Below are 17,854 nucleotides of genomic sequence, written 5' to 3' on the forward strand. Positions count from 1 at the left end.
TGGTTCGCCTCGCGCATCGTGGATCGCCCGATGATCACCGGGCGATCAGCTGATGCGCTGCACCGCGCCATCGTTCATCTCACGCGGCTGCGCCACGGCCTTCACCGTCGCCGCGCTGGCCTTTCGACACAGCGCGATCAGGGCATCGCCGCCGAAGTAGAGCTCGACGTCGTAATCGATTCCGCCCCTGCGTACGCTCACGAGTGGCTGATTGGATGCCCGGCGCTCGAGATTCGCGCTGGCGATCACCCACTCCTGGGGTTTTCCTTCAAGACCCGTGCCGGATGCCTTGGCGGCGGCTTCCTTCGAACACCAAAGCGCCGTCGCGGCGCGGCGCTGATCGCTCTTGGGCCAGCCGTGGATGAAGGCCTGCGCCTCCGCGAGCGTGAATGCGCCGGCGATCAAGTCGTCCACGTTGACGCGCTCGATCGCCTGATGCGGCAAAAAATCGATGCCGAGCATCGCACTGTTGCCGCAGACCGCCACCGCCGAGCGGCGGCTATGGCTGATCGAAACCGCCGGCAGCGCCATGCCTTCGGGCCAGCCGGGCACCGAAACGACGCAAGGCGCACCGCTGTCGCGATAGCCGATCTCGATATCCGCGCCCGCGATATCGAGCTGCCATTCGCGTGCGGCCCATTCGCGCACGGCCTCTTTGGCACAGACGCGGCCGAGCAGCCATTCCTCGCGGCGCGGGCCGCTGCGCGGCAGCACGCGATAGAACTCGTGACGCTCGCGCTCGGTCAGCGTCAGATGCGCGAGCAGGCGCATCCACACCGCCCCGCCCTGTTCGAGATAGCCCTCGTCGAAGGCATCGATGCGCCGTGCGACGAGCCCCGACGACGCGAGTTCGCGCTGCAGCGTCGGCAGCGACAGCGAGTGCCGCAAGGGTGCCAGGCGCAGCTGGAACAGGTTCTGCGGCACCGCGTACTTGCGATCCTCCCAGCCGGTAGCGCGTGAGAGCAGCGCGCCATGGGCATCGAGCAGATCGAACTGGCAATCGAGCTTGAGCCCTTCGAGACGGAACTCGCCGCGGCCGAGCATCGCGCGCGACGCGGGCTGCGGATCGGCGTACTGCTCGTAGCGCCCGATCTGGAACGGGAAGCAGTTGTACTCCCAGCTCAGTTTCTCGGTGAGCCAGAATCCGGCGAGCTGGCCGGCCGCATCGAGCAGCGCCGGGTCGGTGCGCAAGCGCGGCGTTTGCGTGAAGCCGAAATAATCGTGCGTCGGAATCGTCGCCATGTCGGCTTCGATGCCCTGCTCGTTCCAGCCGCGCAGCCGCTTGACGCCCTGCAGGCGCGGACCGTGGAACATGCCATGACGGTAGAGCTCGCCGGCCGGATTGTTGCGCGCCGCGTTGAGCGGCTGCGCGAGCGCCGGCATCGGCGTCGGTGCAAGCAAATAGCGATCCGCGAGCAAGACATGGCCTTCGAACACGAGCAAGGGCTTGGCCTCGTTCGTATCGAGCTGGAACAGCTTCACCGCGACGCGCGGTGTCGCATCGGGCGAAGGCTGGCGCTCGGCAACGATGCGCAGTGACAGCTTTCCGAGCTCGTCGAGCGCCAGCCAGCGATGGCCGCGCGCGTTCTCGACCACGGTGACCTTGAGCGCATCGCCGCAGAGCCGGCAGGCGGCCTCGGCGATGATCTCGACGCTGAAGGTGAACGGCACCACGATCAGCGGAAGCAGCTTGGCGTTGCGCCCGGACGGCGCCTCGCCCATCGCGTGGTCGAGCAGGAACGGATCGGTTTCGACGCTGTAGACGCGTTCGCTGAGCAGATGCGCGGCGTCGAGTTCGACGATGCGGCCGAGCAGCGGATACTGCGGATCGAGATCATCGCCCCTCGTCGCGAGGGGCGCGGCCGAGGCGACGGCGGCCGCTGCACCGCTACCGATGCCGGCGCTGATGCCGAGCACGCGCGCCTGCGACTGCATGAAATCCTGCATCAGCGCGAAGTGCGATTGGAGCGCGGCCATGCGCGGATCGATCGGTGTCGCGGGCGTGGCGATCGCCGCCTGTGGCAGCGTCGCGTCGACCGGCCTGGGCCCGGCCACGACCGCAGGCTTCGGCGCTTCGCTCGCCGGCACCGGCAGCGGACGCTTGGCCGGAGCCCAGTCCTGCGGCATGCGCAGCGTCGGCATCTGCAGCTTGAGCGTGATCGTGCGGCGCGTGGATTTGACGGGCTCGGCGAGCAGATCGATCTCGCCATCGATGCGCCGGTGCGCATACAGCGCGGCCGGATCGAAGCTCACGCCGCAGGCGAACAGCTGCGCGAGCATCGCATGCAGCTGCGCCATGTCGGCCTTGCGGCGGCTGTTGCTCGATACCGCGATCACGTCGTCGACGCCGCGCAAGGTGTCGGAAACGAAAGAAGTCAGGTTGCCGCTCGGGCCCACTTCGACGAACACGCGATAGCCGTCGTCGTAGAGCTTGCGCAGCGTGTCGGTGAAGCGAACCGGGTTTTCCCATTGCTGGGCCGCAAGCTCGCGAATCGCATCGGGCTCGGTCGGAAACGGCGCCACCGAACGCGCCGAATACAGCGTCGTGCGTCCGCGACCGAAATCGGCCTCGCGGAAATACTCGCGGTACGCGTCGGCGAGCGGCTTGAACAGCGGCGTGTGATACGCGCGGCCGAACGGCAGCTCCTGGCAGATCGCGCCTTCTTCCGCGAGCTTCTTGGCCAGCGCCTGCGCTTCATCCGGCGGACCGAACATCACCAGCTGGTTCGGACAGTTGTCCATCGCCACCTGCATCGAACCCGGATCGGCGAGCAGCGCTTCGCGCATTTCGCCACGCAGGGCGCCGATCGTCAGCAGCGTGCCTTCGGCGATGCGTCCTTCGGCTTCGAGCTTGCGGAAGATCAGGTTCAGGTCGCGCACCGATTCGGCGATCTCTTCGCGCGTCTTGAAGCGGCGCACGCCGCAGGCGGTCACGGCGGTGTTCTCGCCGGTGCTGTGGCCGAGCATCGCATCGGGCGCGAGCTTCAGGTCATCGAGCAGGCTTTGAATCGCCATGCTCGCGGCGAACACACTCTCGGCCGCCACATCCATTTCGAACAGCCGTGCTTCGAGCGCCTTGCGCTGCGCCTCGTCGTAGCCGGTCGGAGCCGCAAAGACCGCCGAGGCGCGTGATTCGCGGCCGGTTTCGAGCGCGGTGCGCTCGATGAAATCGAACCAGTCGCGCACCTGCGGAAACTGCAGGCACAGATCGGCGAGCATGTTGGGGTACTGCGCACCTTCGCCCGGATAGACGAAGCACAGTTTTCCGGGCGCGGCGCCCGTTCCGTAGTGCAGGCCCGAGCGCGTCTTGAACGGCTTGGCATCCGCACGCTGCAGCTTGTCGATCGCCTGCGCGAGCTTCTTGCCGAGATCGGCGATGTCGTCTGCGACGATCGCGAGACGATGCGCGCCCGCGGTCTGCGCGACACTGGCCTTGGCGAGCACCGCGAGGTCGGCGCCGGCTTCGACGTGCCTGAGCATCGCGGCTGCCTTGCTCGCGAGTTCGGCGGGCGAATTCGCAGCGAGCAATACGAGTTCGGTCGGTGCAGGACGGTGCAGAACCTGCACCTGCGTCTTCGACGGTCCGCGATATTCCTCGAGAATCACGTGCGCGTTGATGCCGCCGAAGCCGAAGGCATTCACGCCGGCCCGACGCGCATGCGACTTGCCGTGCACCCACGGGCGCGTTTCGGTATTCAGATACAGCGGCGACTGGTCGAGCCGCAATTCCGGATCGGGCTCGTCGCAGAGCGTCGGCGGCAGCACCTTGTGATGCAGCGCGAGCGCGGTCTTGATCAGCGAAGCCGAGCCCGATGCCGGCAGGCAATGGCCGATCATCGACTTGACCGTTCCGATCGCGATCTGCGGGCCGATGCCGCGGCCGCCGTAGATCGCCTTGAGCGTGTCGATCTCGGTGCGATCGCCGACATCGGTGCCGGTGCCATGCGCTTCGATGAGATCGATCGTATGCGGATCGATGCCGCTCGATTCGTAGGCGCGGCGCATCGCGAGCACTTCGCCTTCTGGCCGCGGCGTCAGCAGGCCCTTGGCGCGACCGTCCGACGCCACGCCGATGCCCTTGATGACGCTGTAGACGCGATCGCCGTCGCGCTCGGCATCGGCAAGGCGCTTGAGCACGAGCATGCCGACGCCTTCACCGAGCAAGGTGCCCGAATGGCCTTTCTGGAACGGACGCAGCTGGCCGTTCGACAGCGCCTTGATCTGCGTGAACTGCACATAGAGCTGCGGCGGCGTCTGCGCCTGCACGCCGCCCGTGATCATCAGATCGCAGCGCCCGGTGACGAGTTCGCGCACCGCCTGGTCGAGCGCCATCATCGTCGAAGCACAGGCCGCGTCGACGATGTAGTTGGGACCCATCAGATCGAGACGATTGCAGATCAGACCGGTGATGACGTTCGGCGTGAGCTGGCCGACGAGTTCGCCGCTGTAAGGCGGCAGCTGCTGCTTGAGCCTGGCATGCAGATCGCGCATTTCGGCTTCGGAAAAATCAGGCCGCAGGCCGCGCACCGCATCCATCAGCTCGTCGACGAACAGCGCATGCGCGAGCACATTGGCCTGGCCGCGATTGGTGTAGGTGCCGCGGCCGAGGATCACGCCGGCGCGCTGGCGATCGAAATCCTTCTTGCGATAGCCCGCGTCGGCGAGCGCATCGCCCGCATGCTTCAAGGCGAGCAGATGATCGGGGTCGCCGCCGTCGGCCTGGCTCGGCATCACGCCATATTCGGTCGGATCGATCACCGCGAGATCGCGCAAAAAGCCGCCACGGTTCGTGTAGATGCGATCGTTGCGCTGCTGCCAGTGATCGCGGTCGAGAAAGTGACGCGTCCACTCCTCATCCGCGGGCGCCACCGCATCGACCTTGTCGAGAATGTTCTGCCAATAGCGCTGCGCGTTGGCCGCGCCCGCGTAGCAGCCCGACAGGCCGATGATCGCGATGTCGACCGGAGCGGCCATCAAAGACGCTCGCTGCCGATGCGATTGAGCGCGGCGCTCAAGGTGCTTTCGGCATCGAGCATCGCCAGTCGCACTCGCCCTTCTTCGTCGATGAACACCGCATCGTAGCGCACCGCCTGATCGTGATCGGCCGGCTTGATGCGGAAGCGCAGCGACAGCGAGCCCTTGGGCTTCGGCAGGCCCGGCACGCGCAGCACACGTCCGAAGCGGCTCGGCAGCGCCGATTGCTGCCTGTGCGTGCGTCCCCAGATCCAGGCGAGCTGCGCGGCCACGTCGATGAGGCCCGGGTCGAACAGCCACTCGCCCTCGGCATCGATCCACTCGCCAAGCGAACTCGGCGACACCATCGCATCGACGCCGGCCGGCGCCACCGCCGTGATCCCGGTCAACAGGCGGAAACGACCGGTATGGAACAGCATGCGCTCGTAGGTCTGATGCGGGTCCATGCGCAGGCCTGCTATCGGCTGCGGCACATCGACGACGGGCGCCTCGAGATGTTCGACGAGCCGTACGGAGGCGCGATACAGCGGCGCCTTGCGCGTTGGATCGGCGATATCGACCGTCACGGTCTGCTCGCCGGGGCCCGAATGGCTCGTGGCCTTGGCGCGGATTTCGATCTCGCGCGTCGCGCCGGGTTCGAGCACCACGCCGGCCAGCGTGCGCAGCTCCTGTACTTCGGCGACCTGCCAGCCCGGCCAGCCCTGGCCGACGACCTGCGCGACCCATTCGGTCGCAGCCGCTGCAGGCAGAACGGGCTTGCCGTCGATCATGTGATCGCCGAGATAGGGATCGCTGTCGAGCCCGAAGCGATGCGTGAGCACGAGCGCGCCGCCCGCGCCCATGCGCAAAGGGCCACGCACGAGCGGATACTGCGAAGCCGCCGCCTTGCTCGACACGCTCGCCACTTCGGCTTGCTGCCAAGGCCCTTTGCCGATCACGAGTTCGACTTCGTGCTTGGGTCCGCAGGCGAGCTCGCGCAGGAAGTAGCGGCGTCCGCCGTCGACCGGAATCGGCTCGATGCCGCGCTCGCGGAACTGGCGCTTCACGCCTTCGCTCGCCATGCCGGCGTCCCACGGTCCCCAGTTCGCCGCGATCACGCGCGTTTCGGGCCAGCGACGCGACAGCGTCCAGGCCAGGCGATTGCAGGCCTCGTTGGCGGCGGCGTAGTCGATCTGCCCGCGATTGCCGTAGCGACCCGCGACCGAGGTGAAGAACACCAGCAGCTTGAGCGTTTCGGGCCTGAGCTTCTGCGTGAGGATGAAGCTCGAATCGAGCTTGGTGTTGAGCACGCGCGCGAACGAATCGTCGGACTTGTCGGCGATGCGCTTGTCCTCGATCACGCCCGCGCCATGCAGCACCGCGTCGATGCGGCCATAGTTCGCGTAAATGCCATCGATCACGCCGCCGAACGCCGCCTCGTTGCGCACGTCGCAGGCGAAGTAGCCGACGGTCGCCCCCTTGGCACGCAGGCGTTGCAGGTTCGCGCGCACTTCGCGCTCGGTCAGGATCTTCTGTACCGCGCGATCGATCTCGACGGGCTTGGGCATTTCACCGCGCTCGCGCATCTGCTCGATCAGCACGCGCTTGAGCGAGGCCGGGTCGGTCGCGCTCGCGATGGCGCCCCCAAAAATTGATGATTCAGGTGCCGGCTCCGGCGTGCGGCCGAGCAGCACGAGCGTGATGCCCGGAACCACCATTTCTTCGAGCAGCTCGGCGGTGATACCGCGCGCACCGCCGGTCGCCAGCACGACCCAATCCGCAGCGGGTTGCAGATGCGGTGCGAACGGCGTGTCGGCCAGCGCTTCTTCGACGGTCGCCACGCTGTAGCGCGCATCGCCGGTGTGGCCGGCTTCGACGCTGCGATCGTCGGCGAGCAGCTCGTCGGCGAGATGCGAGGCGATGGTGTCGTCGGTCTGGCCGTTGAAGTCGACCGCGCGCAAAGTCGCTTGCGGATACTCGTCGCGCACGCAATTGAGCATGCCGTTGAGGCCGCCCGCGAGCGGCGTGCCGGGGCCGACCGCATCGCGGCCGAAGGTTCCGCCGAGACGGCTCGCGGCGATCACGCGAATGTTCGCGAGCCCCTCGCCGATCGGCTGCAGCAGGCGGAACAGCGAAATCACGCTGCGCTCGCCGAGCTGCTGCCATTCGACGAGCGTCTGCGGCTGGTCTTCGGACAAGCCGTGCAGATGAATCACGCCAGCGATGACGCCGTGTTCCGCGCGAATGCGGGCGACCGAGGACGCCAGCGTCGCCGCATCGATCGCATCGAGGCGGATCGGCTTGAGCCCGGCGCTCTCGAGCCGCCTGATCAGTGGCAGCACGATGGCATCGCGTCCGCCTGCGACGATGACCGGACCGCTCAGCTTTACGCGGGCGCCGGTCAGCGGAGCCGGACGCGGGCGGATCACGTATCGGGGCACGTCGGCGGCTTGCGCGACGACGGGTTCGCTCGCAGCCGTCGGGATCGGTGCACTCGGGATGCTCGGCGCAGCGGACCCGGAGCCCAGGGCAGCGATGCGTTCGAGAATGATCGCGAGCGACTTGGCCCGCGTGAAACTCTCCATCGCGGCCTGCATCGCAGCGCCGATCTCGGTCGGCAGCTGCTTCTGCAGCGCGCCGACGATCTCGACGCGCTTGATCGAATCGATGCCGAGATCAGCTTCGAGATCCGCGTCGAGCGCAAGCATTTCCGCCGGGTAGCCGGTGCGATCGGCGACGATGCCCAGCAGCAGTTCGCGCGCATCGAAGCTCGTCGCAACGCTCGCCTGCACGATGACCGGCGCCGCGGCGACGGCCGCCGATGCGGGCGACGAAGCACCGAGCGCGGACAGGCGTTCGAGGATCGTCGCGAGCGACTTGGCGCGCGTGAAGCTTTCCATCGCGGCCTGCATCGCAGCGCCGATCTCGGTCGGCAGCTGCTTCTGCAGCGCGCCGACGATTTCGACGCGCTTGATCGAATCGATGCCGAGATCGGCTTCGAGGTCCGCATCGAGCGCAAGCATTTCGGACGGGTAGCCGGTGCGATCGGCGACGATCGTCAGCAGCAGGTCGCGCGCATCGAACGAGACGGCGGCCGCAACTGCGAGCGGCGCGGGAGCCGTCACGGAGACCGTGATCGAGACCGGCACCGCGGAGGACAGCAGCGGCTGCACGGCATCGACGATGCTGCGCAGGTTCTTCGCCCGCGTGAGCTTCTCCATCTGCGACTGCAAGGCTTCGGAAACCGAAGCCGGCAGCGATTTCTGGAACGCGCCGACGATCTCGACGCGCTTGATCGAATCGATGCCGAGGTCGGCCTCGAGATCGGCATCGAGCGACAGCATGTCTTCCGGATAGCCCGTGCGATCGGCGACGAGCTTGAGCAGCGAGGCCTGTACGTCGATCGAAACAGGCGGAGCCGCCGGGGAAGGCATCGTCGACGCAACCGACTGCGTCACCGCGATCGACGTCGCTGCGGCCGGCAGCAAGGTCGAGGCGATGCCTGCGAGCGGCTCGACGATCGCACGCAAGGTCTTGGCGCGCGTATAGCGCTCCATTTGCGATTGCATCGCCTCGCCGAGTGCGGCCGGCAGCGCCTTCTGCAAGCTGCCGGCGATCTCGACACGCTTGATCGAATCGATGCCGAGCTCGGCTTCGAGATCGGCATCGAGCGACAGCATGTCTTCCGGATACCCCGTGCGATCGGCGACCAGACGCAGCAGCATCGCGGAAAGCGCTGCGGTGTCGAGCGTCGGCGCTGCGGATGCTGCCGGTGTCGGCACGGCTGCAACCATCACGGCAGGAGCAACCACGACGACCGGTGCCGGAATTTGAACCGGCGCAGCAACGGGAACCTGCACAGGCGCCACCACATGCACAGGCATCTGCACCGGAGCCGCCATCGGCATCGCCGCAGGCGCGGCAGAACCACCGAGGAATTGCGCCATCACGCGTTCCTGCAAGCTCAGGAACTGGCGCATGGTTTCGTGATACGCCGCGAGCGCATCGCCGCTTTGCGCCGACGCCGCAACCGGCATCGCCGGAGCGTGAACCGGCGCCGAAACGGGAGCCGCTGCCTGCACGACGACAGGCTCTGGCTTCGGCAGCGAATCGGCGATCTTCTGCACGATCGCCTGCTTGGCCTCGGCGGCCTTTTCGAGCGTCATCGGCGGCTCGACGCCGGTACGCTTGATCGGGTCGGCATGCGGGCGCGCATAGCCGCCCGACAGATACCAGGCGGTGGGCTTGACCGTCGCGGGCTTGGCGAGCTCGGCGACGCGAGCGAGCGGCAGGGCTTCGATCGGGCGTCCCGCGAACAAGCGCGAAAGTTCGAAATCGACACCGGCCGCGAGCAAGTCGGCAAGGCCCGACAGCAGGCCGCGCAAACCACCGCCCTGCCCGTCGAGCGACACGCAGCGCGCATCGCGACCGGCGAGCGTCGCGCCGATCATGTTGCTCAGAATGCTCTTGGGACCGAGTTCGAGAAACACGCGCACGCCATCGGCGTACATCGCCTCGATCTCGCGCACGAACTCGACGCTGGATAGCAGATGCGCATCGAGCTGGGCGCGCATCGCGGCGATCGATTCCGGATAGCGCGCACCGCTACCGTTCGAGTACACCGCGATCGTCGGCGCGTTGAAGCTGGCGTCGGCGATCGCCGCCGACAGCGGCGCTTTCGCGGGCTCCATGAGTTCGGTATGGAAAGCGCCCGAAACCGGCAGCCGGGTCACCCGCAAGCCGGCAGCCGACAAGGCCGCGACGGCCGCATCGATCTGCGCCGCCGGGCCCGAAATGACGGTCTGCTCGGGCGCGTTGTGATTGGCGACTTTCACACCCGCGAATGCCGCGATCGCATCGGCGACCTTGTCGCGCGCAGCGGAGACCGCCGCCATGCCGCCCGGCGTTCCGCTGCTTGCCGCTGCGGCCATCACGCTGCCGCGCGTGGCCGAGAGCTTGAGGAAATCGGCTTCGTCGATCACACCGGCCGCATGCAGCGCCGCGAATTCGCCATAGCTGTGACCGGCCGTCGCAACCGCCTGCAAGCCGAGCCGGCGCGCGAGATTGAGATAGCCGAGCGAGAGCGTGCCGATCGCCGGCTGGGCGTAACGGGTATCGGTCAGTTGCTGTTGCTGCGCGACCTCGATGGCCGCATTGAACGCGGACTCCGGCCAGACGCGGCGCGACAAGCGCTCGGGCAACAGCGTCGCGAGCGTGCGATCGGCGCGTTCGAGCGCGGAGCGCAGTTCTTCGACGAACAGCGCGGACTCCAGGCCCATGTTGACGTACTGCGCGCCCTGCCCCGGAAACACGAAGGCGAGCGTCGGCGCCGTGAGCGGACGCTCGAGCGCGAGCTTGATGTGCGGCGGCAGCGGCTTGGCATCGCCCGCGAGTCTGGCGAGCGCGAGTTCGAGATCGGCGATCAGCGTGGCGCGATTGCGCGTCGCGAACGCGAGCAGCGCACGCGAGCCCCGCTTGCGGTCGGCTTCACGAGCAAGGCTCGCGGCGAGCAGCGCAAGCTTGAGTCGCGGGCCGGCTTTCGCGAGTTCGAGTACGCGTTCGACATCGGCCTTGAGACTCGCCGCATCGGCCGCGCGAAACACGATGAGTTCCTGCGTCCAGCTGCGAGCGCCCGGCACTTCGGCGTGCGCCATGCCGTCGCGATACTCCTCGAGCACCGCATGGAAATTGGTGCCGCCGAAACCGAACGCGGAGACACCGCCGCGACGCGGCGTTCCATCGACGTTCGCGAGCCAGGGCTTGGGCTCCTTGAGCAGGAAGGCCGGCGAGGATTGCTCGGCGATCGCATCCAGAGGATCGTCGACATTGGCGTGCGCCGGCAGCACGCGGTGATGCAGCGAGAGCGCGAGTTTCACCAGGCCCGCGATACCCGCGCTGGCCTTGGTGTGGCCAAGGATGGTTTTCACCGAGCCGAGCGCGACCGTTTTCGCCGACGCGCCATGCGCTTTCAGCGCGCGCGTGATCGTCTCCGCTTCGGCCTTGTCGCCGACGGCGGTTCCGGTGCCGTGCGCTTCGAGCATGCCGAGCGTCGCGGGAGAGAAGCCGGCCTTGCCGTAAGCACGGTTGAGCGCGCGAATCTGCCCGTCCGGACGCGGAGCGGTCATGCCGAGCGCCTTGCCGTCGCTCGATCCGGCCACCGCCTTGATCACCGCATAGATGCGATCGCCCGCGGCTTCGGCGTCGGCCAGGCGCTTGAGCACCACCATCGTGACGCCTTCCGAGATCACGATGCCGTCGGCCTTCTTGTCGAAAGCCTTGGCCTTGCCATCGGGCGACAGCGCGCCGGTCTTGGCGAAGCACATGAAGCCATAGGGGCTCTGCACGGTGTCGACGCCGCCGGTGATGGCGACGTTGCTGCGCCCCGATTCGAGTTCGTTGCAGGCCATCGACAGCGCCGCGAGCGACGAGGCGCAGGCCGCGTCGATCGTGAAGTTGAGCCCGCCGAAATCCATGCGGTTGGTGACGCGGCCCGCGGCCACATTGAGCAGCACGCCGGCGAAGGATTCGTTGCTCCACTCGGGCAGGCGCTTGTAGGCGTCGGCATCGAGATCGGCGACGAAGCGCGGAAGCTCCGAGCGCACGCCGTATTGCAGGCCGAGGTCGCCCGCGCCTCCGCTCGCACCGAGAATCACGCTGGTGTGCTCGCGATCGAAATCCGCATGGCTCTGGTCGAGCCCGGCGTCTTCGAGCGCGCGATTGACCGCTTCGAGCGTGAGCAGCTGCAGCGGATCGATCGACTTCATCGAGTTCGGCGGAATGCCGTAGCGCGTCGGGTCGAACAGCACCTCGTCGATGAAGCCGCCCCACTTGCTGTAGATCTTGTCCTTGGCGTTGCGGTCGGCGTCGAAGTACAGGCGCCAGTCCCAGCGATCGCGCGGCACTTCTGTGATCGCGTTGACCTTGCCGAGCACGTTGTCCCAATACGCTTCGGCGTCCTGCGCCTTCGGCAGCATCAGGCCGATGCCGACGATCGCGATGTCGCTCGGCTGCGCCTTTTCGATCCGGACCGAGACCGCGTCGTCGAACCGCTGCAACAGCGCGTGGCCGCCGTTGCTGACGCGATCGTGCAGTTCGGCGATCGACAGCGGCGCATCGGTGAGCGTCGCCACCTGGCCGATCATGTACATGCCATCGGTCAGCTGCTGCGCCGGATCGATGTCGACGACCTTGCCGGACTCGTCGCGGTTCTTGCCTTTGGAGGCGATGCGCAAACGGCCGAGGTTCAGGTCTTCGAGCGTGTCTCGAATCTCGTCGGCATTGCGGTTCTCGCGCATGAGCGCGCGGCGCGCCTCGAAAAAGTCGTGCGCGAATTTCGTGTCCGCGCAACGCGTCGCATGGCCCGGCCCGGTTTCGAGATTGACGGTGCGCGCGCAGGCCACGGCCTGCTCCTGGAAGCCCTGCACGATCGCGCCAGTGGCGACGATCTCGTGCGTGAACAGATACGCGGTGCCCATCAGCGCGCCGACCTTCATGCCACGCGCGGCGAGCGGCGCCGTCAGCGCGGCGAGCATCGCGCCCGAGCGCGCATCGCTGATGCCGCCCGCGAACAGCAGGTGAATGTCGGCTTCGCTGCCGGGCTTCACGTTCTCGAGCAGCACCTCGATCATCTGCTCCCACAGCGGGAAACTCGCGATCGGGCCGATATGGCCGCCGCATTCGCGGCCTTCGAACACGAAGCGCTTGGCGCCCTGTTCGAGATACATCTTGAGCAGCGCCGGCGCCGGCGCGTGGATGTAGGTCTTGATGCCGCGCGATTCGAAAGCCGCGGCCTGGTCCGGACGCCCGCCCGCGATCAGCGCATACGGCGGCTTGCACTTCCAGATCGCCTCGCACTGCTCGTCGCGCAGGGCCTGCGGAATGAAGCCGAGCATGCCGACGCCCCAGGCGCGATCGCCCGCGAGCGCCGCGGTCTGCTCGAGCATGTCGAGCACCTGGTCACCGCGCATCAGCGCGAGCGCGAGAAACGGCAGCGCGCCGTTTTCGGTCACGCTCGCCGCGAAAGCCGGGCTGTCGGAGACGCGCGTCATCGGCCCCTGGGCGAGCGGATAGCGCGTGCCCTGCGATTGCGCGAGCGCGCTGCCTTCGGCCAGATGACCGAGTTCGGCAGCCTGCCGCAGCGCGTCGAAACTGCTTTTGCGCAAGGCCTGAATCAGGCGTCCGATGCGCTTGAAACGCGCGCGATAGATCGCCGCGGCACCGATGCCCTGGCCCACCGGAAGCAGCGAGGCTTCGTCCCAGCCGATGCGCGCGTCGAGGGCCTGCCGCCAGGATTCGATCGCCAGCGTTCCGGCTTCGGCGAGCCTTGCATCCGCGTCAGCGTGCTTGAGCTGTGCCGCAGCGGGCTTGGCATAAACGCGGCAGGGCGCATCGATGAGCTCGCCGAACAGCCGCGTCTCGGCACCGACCAGGCGCGCGAGTTCGTTCTTGAGGCTTTCGGGCAGCGCCGAATCGTCGAGCAGCAGAACCTGATCGTCGAGCACCACGCCGGCCGCGCCGGCCGCACGACAACCGGCCGCCGTGTGCAGGCCGACGCCGCCGCGCACATAGATCGGCAGCGAGGTCTTGCGCAGGAGTTTCTGGATCAGGATGTAGCTCGAATCCTCACCGACCCAGCCCGGAGCCTCATGGCCCTTGGCGACGAGGCCGGTGACCTTCGGCAGCGCCGCGAGCTGCACGTCGAGATCGTCGGCCCGCGTGACTTGCAGCCACGTGCGGTGATGCGCAAGCACGGCCCCGTCGAGCGACTTCAAGCCGTCGAACGGCCCCGAGAGCAGCACGGTCAGCGCGCGCTCGCCCGCATGCGCGAGCAAGTCGCGCGCGAGTTCGAATTGCGCGGCCGGAACATGCAGGCCGACGGAGCCCGACGTGGCGCTCAGCAGTCGCGCGAAGTTCGCATGCGCGAGCCCCGCGTCGGTGCAGAACTCGAGATCCAGCAGACCGACGCCGCCCGCTCGCGCCGCCGACACGGCGACTCCGGGATGCGCCCAGGCTGCGGGGGCCAATGCAAGGACATCGAAGCTTGGTTCGCTCATGACACCACCCTACCAATCAGACGCAACAGCCGACGCCGCAAGCGGCCGTCGCTGGCCGCAAACGCCTTTTGCGCTATCGCTTGCGACCTTCCAGAAACGGCACTTCGAGCACCTTCTCGTGCACGATCGGACCGTGGCCGAAATAGCCCCCTTCACCGAAACACTCGCCGTGATCGGCGGTGATGATGAAATGCGTATCGACGGGCGCTTTCGAGATCAGCGCGCCGAGCACCTGATCGACGTATTCGACGGTCTTGACCTGCTGGGTATGCAGATCCTTCATCTGGTCATCGTCGAAGAACCGGTCGTCGCTGGCATGCCCGAGTTCGTCATCCATGCGCTTGAACACGCCGTGCACGCCGGAGATGTGCGGCAGCGACTTGGGATCGAGCATGTAGGGGTAATGCGTCTCGCCCAGGTTCAGGAAATGGAAGCTGGGCTCGTCATCGTAGAACTCGATCTCCTCGACCATGCCGGCGAAATCGCTGTGGTTCGCCATGAGCTTGTAGTCGTCGAAATGCTTGTTCAGATGCGAGAACGGATTGAGCACCGGCATCGACACGCGCGCGACGTTGCGATAGCCGTTGTCCTTGAGCACCTTGGGCAGCGAAAGCTGCGGCACGAAGCTCTTGAACGACAGGTCGGCGATGCCGAGCCGGCCGACCCACTGGCTGAATTCTTTCTTGTAGACCTCGGAAGCGAAGACGCCCTGCGGGCTCTCATGCGGAACCATTCCCATGAGATAGGTGTAGTGCGACGGCGAAGTCCAGGAGGCATAGGAGTACCGGCGGCTACCGGCTCCAATGCGATCCATGTTCGGACGCTTGGCGCGCTGATAGCTGTCGAACCGGCAGCTGTCCATGACGATGAAAACGAGATTGTGTCCAGCCATGAAAAAGGGCGGCCTCGGCGTGTGAGCGCTTATTGATATGTAAGTTTATTTGCCGGTTCGCATATTCACCGACCGTTCAGAGGCTACACGCGGCCTTTTCATTTCGATATATCAATATTCCTACAGAAGCTGAACGGAACTCCTTCTTTTATATCGGTTATCCAAGTTACGTCCGAAAGCGGGCCACACCATCAGCCTGGGACCGAAGCCACAAACCTCACCAGCAGGGTCAGGAATCCGACCAGCAGCAACGTCAGTAAAATACCGACAAGGACAAAGGGGATGGCGCTGCCATGCGTGAAATCACGGGCCCGATTGCGGCTGTTCTGGACTCCGAAGAACGCCGCCAGAACGCTCAGAACGATCTGCAGCAGCGTGGGCTTGCAGCCGCCCTCGATCATTGGCTTTCGTGCCGGCATGGCCTTCTCCACAGCGAGTGACAGCGGTCGGGTGTGCATGATGGACAAAAAAACGGCGCCACCGGCGCCGTTTTTACGCACCGGGCGCCGAAGGCCGGCACCCGTCTGTCGAAACCGTGCCGCGTGCCGGCTCAGCGCTTCGGCGACGGCACCACGCGCAGGTAGGGCTTGATCTCGTTCCATCCGCCTGGGAACAGTTTCTTTGCGTCCTCGTTATTGACCGACGGTACGATGATCACGTCGTCGCCGGGCTTCCAGTTCACCGGCGTCGCCACCTTGTACTGGTCGGTGAGCTGCAGTGAGTCGATCACGCGCAGGATCTCGTCGAAGTTGCGGCCCGTGCTGGCCGGATAGGTCAGCGTCAGGCGCACTTTCTTGTTCGGGTCGATCACGAACACCGAGCGCACGGTGAAACGGTCCGAGGCGTTCGGGTGGATCATCCCGTACAGATTGGCCACCTTGAAGTCCGGATCGGCGATCAGCGGGAAGTTCAGCGGCGTTCCCTGCGTCTCGGCGATGTCCTTGCTCCAACCCTCGTGATCCTTGAGCTCGTCGACCGACAGGCCGATGGCCTTGACGTTGCGCTTGTCGAACTCCGGCTTGAGCTTGGCGGTGTAGCCGAGCTCGGTGGTGCAGACCGGCGTGTAGTTCTTGGGGTGCGAGAACAGCACGCCCCAGGAATTGCCGAGCCATTGGTGGAACGACACACGGCCTTCGGTGGTGTCCGCTTCAAAATCGGGGGCGATATCGCCGAGTTGCAGGGTCATGCTCATCTCCTTGTCAGTCGAACCGGTATCAGGCTGTTCAGCCAGATTCCTGAGACCGCCGAGCCTCGGCTCTTATTCCTTCCTTGACAAGGAAGATCAAGTCATAAGAACAGAACCACTGCGATCGAACGCCAGTCGGCGCGTCCGGCGACGGAAGCGCAACACCAGTCCGACCGCCGCAACCGACAGCCCGGCGATGAAGCCACACCATACGCCTGCGGGGCCGATCGGCGTATGGAACGACACCAGCGCGGCGACCGGCAGGCCGACGAACCAGTACGCGACCAGGGTCACCGCCATCGGCACACGCGTGTCCTTGAACCCTCGCAGCGCCCCGTTGGCCGTGGCCTGCACGCAGTCGAAGATCTGGAACAGCGCCGCGAAGCCGAGAAAGCGCACCGCGAGCTCGGAGACCTCGGGCACCTTCGTGTAGAGCCCGACGATGGCGCCCGGCAGCAGCACCATGATCCCCGCCGACAGCAGTGCGAACGCCGCGCCGAGCCAGATGCCCGCATAGCCACTCAAGGTCGCCGCCCCGGTATCGCGCGCGCCGACTTTCTGGCCGACGCGGATCGTCGTCGCCAGCCCGATCGACAGCGGCACCATGAAGGCCAGCGAGGCGAAGTTCAGCGCCACCTGGTGCGCGGCCACCACGGTGTCGCCGAAGCGCGCCATCAGCAGCCCGCCGAGATTGAACAGCCAGGCTTCGGCGATCACGGTCGCGGCGATCGGCGCGCCGAGCCGGAAGATCTCCCAGAGCTCGGGCCTCCAGCGTGGCGCGTGTGCATATAACCGCAGCCCGGCCAGCGTCGGCTCCAAGCGGTAGCAGACCAGGTAGACGCTGAGCATTGCGCTGATCGCGACGACCGTTCCCCAGGCGGTTCCAACCGCTCCGAATCCGGGCCAGCCGAAGGCCCCGTACATGAGCGGGAAGTTCACCGCGATGTTGGTGCCGAGCCCCACCAGGCCGGCGATCAGCGGAACCCGCGTCACGCCCAGGCCCTCGCAGCCGTTGCGCAGGGCGAAGCACAGGCAGAACGGAATCGCGCCGTAGGAGATCGTGCGCAGGTAAGCCTCGGCGATCCGCGCCGTTTCCGCACTCAGGCCGAGCCGGCTCATGACCGGATGGGCGATCAGATGCACGATCGCGGTCCACGACAGGCCGAGCCCGACCGCGAGCAACAGCGTGTTGCGTAGGAAATCGCCGGTCTCGGCCGCGAAGCGGCCGGCTCCGACGCGCTGGGCCACTATCGGGGACACCGACATGAACAGGCCCATGAACACGATGAAGCTCAGGAACCAGACATTGGCCCCGACCGCGACGGCCGCCAGCGCGGTCTCGCCGAGCTGCCCGGCCATGATCGTGTCGACGGTATGCATGCCGACGAAGGACAGCTGGGCCGCGATCAGGGGCGCAGCGAGAAACAGGTTATCCCGGGCCTCGCGAACGAGGCTCCGAACGGTGAAGGATTTCATGACGCCTCTCGGGCAAGCCGTGACGTCTGATGCGTCACTGGGACTGCCCTGACTACCAGGGGGCCGGAATGGTAGAGGCCGAAGACTGCATTGCCAAGACAAGACCGACAACAGCGCGAGTCACTGTGCCGTTGCCGTGGCTGTAGAGGTTCAACCCCTGGCAGCGCCGGCTGAAGCGTCGCGCGCAGCGGCTCAGCCGGCCAGGACGGCCGGCTGAGCTTCGCCGCGACAGGATGTCGCGTCGAAGCGACCCCGAGCACGGCGCTTCAGCCGGGGGGCCCGTTTGTCGGGAAC

General features: G+C 66.5%; 6 protein-coding genes. All 6 read right to left on the reverse strand.

Annotated features, from left to right (window positions below; all coding sequences use genetic code 11):
• Positions 1-45: 45 nt before the first annotated feature.
• The 6 genes from WQQ_RS01000 to WQQ_RS01025 all read right to left on the reverse strand — a co-directional run bounded on the left by WQQ_RS01000 (position 46) and on the right by WQQ_RS01025 (position 17,560).
• Entirely contained in the window at positions 46-4,974 is a 4,929-nt protein-coding gene (locus tag WQQ_RS01000) for a type I polyketide synthase (protein ID WP_007183168.1), read from the reverse strand.
• Positions 4,974-14,006: a type I polyketide synthase gene (locus WQQ_RS01005; protein WP_040452747.1), complete on the reverse strand. Its 9,033-nt coding sequence runs from the start codon at positions 14,004-14,006 to the stop codon at positions 4,974-4,976. The genes WQQ_RS01000 and WQQ_RS01005 overlap by 1 nt, the downstream gene beginning before the upstream one ends.
• A gap of 73 nt (positions 14,007-14,079) precedes the next feature.
• On the reverse strand, positions 14,080-14,898 hold the full coding sequence (locus tag WQQ_RS01010; protein WP_007183170.1) for a sulfatase-like hydrolase/transferase: 819 nt from the start codon (positions 14,896-14,898) through the stop codon (positions 14,080-14,082).
• Between the two features lie 191 nt (positions 14,899-15,089).
• Positions 15,090-15,317, reverse strand: a complete 228-nt coding sequence (locus WQQ_RS01015; RefSeq protein WP_237714993.1) for a DUF2970 domain-containing protein — start codon at positions 15,315-15,317, stop codon at positions 15,090-15,092.
• Positions 15,318-15,448: 131 nt separating this feature from the next.
• On the reverse strand, positions 15,449-16,084 hold the full coding sequence (locus WQQ_RS01020; protein WP_007183172.1) for a peroxiredoxin: 636 nt from the start codon (positions 16,082-16,084) through the stop codon (positions 15,449-15,451).
• A gap of 96 nt (positions 16,085-16,180) precedes the next feature.
• On the reverse strand, positions 16,181-17,560 hold the full coding sequence (locus WQQ_RS01025) for an MATE family efflux transporter (RefSeq protein WP_007183173.1): 1,380 nt from the start codon (positions 17,558-17,560) through the stop codon (positions 16,181-16,183).
• Positions 17,561-17,854 lie beyond the last annotated feature (294 nt).

The organism is Hydrocarboniphaga effusa AP103, from assembly GCF_000271305.1.
In the GTDB taxonomy this organism is placed as follows: domain Bacteria; phylum Pseudomonadota; class Gammaproteobacteria; order Nevskiales; family Nevskiaceae; genus Hydrocarboniphaga; species Hydrocarboniphaga effusa.

Bases quoted from the DNA above. Each gene is read 5' to 3' on its own strand.
- WQQ_RS01000 (WP_007183168.1), bottom strand. From the start codon at position 4,974: ATGGCCGCTCCGGTCGACATCGCGATCATCGGCCTGTCGGGCTGCTAC.
- WQQ_RS01005 (WP_040452747.1), bottom strand. From the start codon at position 14,006: ATGAGCGAACCAAGCTTCGATGTCCTTGCATTGGCCCCCGCAGCCTGG.
- WQQ_RS01010 (WP_007183170.1), bottom strand. From the start codon at position 14,898: ATGGCTGGACACAATCTCGTTTTCATCGTCATGGACAGCTGCCGGTTC.
- WQQ_RS01015 (WP_237714993.1), bottom strand. From the start codon at position 15,317: ATGCCGGCACGAAAGCCAATGATCGAGGGCGGCTGCAAGCCCACGCTG.
- WQQ_RS01020 (WP_007183172.1), bottom strand. From the start codon at position 16,084: ATGACCCTGCAACTCGGCGATATCGCCCCCGATTTTGAAGCGGACACC.
- WQQ_RS01025 (WP_007183173.1), bottom strand. From the start codon at position 17,560: ATGAAATCCTTCACCGTTCGGAGCCTCGTTCGCGAGGCCCGGGATAAC.